1 protein-coding gene and 1 pseudogene are annotated in these 1478 nt (G+C 51.1%); one reads left to right on the top strand and one right to left on the bottom strand.

Going from position 1 to position 1478, the window contains the following annotated elements; all coding sequences use genetic code 11:
• Window positions 1–50: 50 nt before the first annotated feature.
• Window positions 51–1298, bottom strand: coding sequence for an IS256 family transposase (locus tag NM10_RS12675; RefSeq protein WP_020311933.1), 1248 nt, complete (start codon window positions 1296–1298; stop codon window positions 51–53).
• Between the two features lie 33 nt (window positions 1299–1331).
• Here NM10_RS12675 and NM10_RS13905 point away from each other — a divergent pair.
• Window positions 1332–1472: pseudogene (locus NM10_RS13905) on the top strand (transposase); the annotation flags it as partial.
• Window positions 1473–1478: the final 6 nt, after the last annotated feature.

The following is a 1478-nucleotide window of genomic DNA, read 5'->3' as shown; positions in this document are numbered from 1 at the left end:
ACTGGAAGGTTTCGGAGATTSRGTGTGTCAAGAGTTTTGTGTAAATCGATTCAATAAGCAACATCGTATTGCTGCATAAGCTGAGACATCCTGTCGTCCATGAGCAGCTGGTTCCGGACCATCGCCCAGTTTGCGACGTGACGACCCTTCCATTTTTTATAGAGCTCTTGGATGCGTAGGTAGAAAATCTTGAAGACTGCATCCTCGTTGGGGAAAGCGCCTTTCTTGGTCACCTTGCGGAAGCTAGAGTTGACGCTCTCGATGGCATTGGTCGTGTACATGATCTTGCGCACGGCACTGCCATAGTTATAGAGCTGCTCGACGTGTGAGAAATTGTTTTCCCATACGCTGACCGCGCCTGGATAAGCCTGCCAGTCGGTCTTGAACTTCTCGAATTCCTGACGGGCCTGCTTGACGTTGATGGCACCATAGATGAGCTTCAGCTGCTTCGTGAATGCACTCCACTGCTTGCGTGGGATGTAGCGGATGGAATTGCGGATGAGGTGTACGATGCAGCGCTGAACCGTGGCATGCGGGAATACAGCCTTGGCGCCTTCCTCCAATCCGCTCACGCCATCCATGGACAGGATGCCAAGATCCTTAACGCCGCGAGCCCGCAGCTCGTCGAAGATCTGCATCCAGGCATGCTTGCTCTCCGTCTCGTTGATCCAGAGGCCAAGGACATCCTTGCAGCCGTTGACGTCATAGGCAAGCATGACATAGACGGCCACCTGCTGGACGCCATACTCCGTGCGCAGCGATACGTAGATGCAGTCGACGAAAGCAAATGGATAGAACGACTGGAGCGGACGATTCCGCCATGCCTCGACCTCTTCCATGACGCAGCCTGTGATGGTGGAGATCTGTTCATGTGACATCTGGAAGCCGTAGATGTCTTCGATGGTTGCAGCGATGTCGCGTTGGCTCATGCCACGGGCATACATCGCCAGTACCTTGCCCTCGATGGACGAAACGTCGCGCTGGTGCTTCTTGATGATCTGCGGTTCAAACGTACTCTGGCGATCCCTAGGGACGCGGATAGGAACCTCGCCCAGAGAGGTCTTGAGCGTCTTGGATGAATAGCCGTTCCGGACATTGTCACCGTCTTCGGAGCGCTCATGCTTCTTATGGCCGAGATGATTTTCCATCTCACCTTTGAGCATGGACTCAAAAATGGGGCCAAAAATCTGCTTCAGGACGTCCTGTACGTCTTCCGCGCTCTTGATGTCGTAGTTGTTGAGGATTTGCTGAGCAATCTGCTCGCCTGGGGTAGTTGGTGGAGTTTTACACTTTGCCATTCTGTTACCGTCCTTATCTTTGTTTACCCCAGTATGGGGCATAAAGTAGATTCATGCAATACCGATTTACACAAACTATTTTACACTCCCTGCAAGTATCATATTGTATTTGCGCCTAAGTACCGTAGACAAATTATTTATGGACAAATAAAAGAAGATATAGGAAAGATATTAAGCTGA

The sequence above is a fragment of the Megasphaera sp. NM10 genome (genome assembly GCF_000417505.1).
GTDB lineage: Bacteria > Bacillota > Negativicutes > Veillonellales > Megasphaeraceae > Megasphaera > Megasphaera intestinihominis.
The sequence above is the reverse complement of the archived record's forward strand: the minus strand, read 5'-3'. Positions and strand labels throughout refer to the sequence as shown.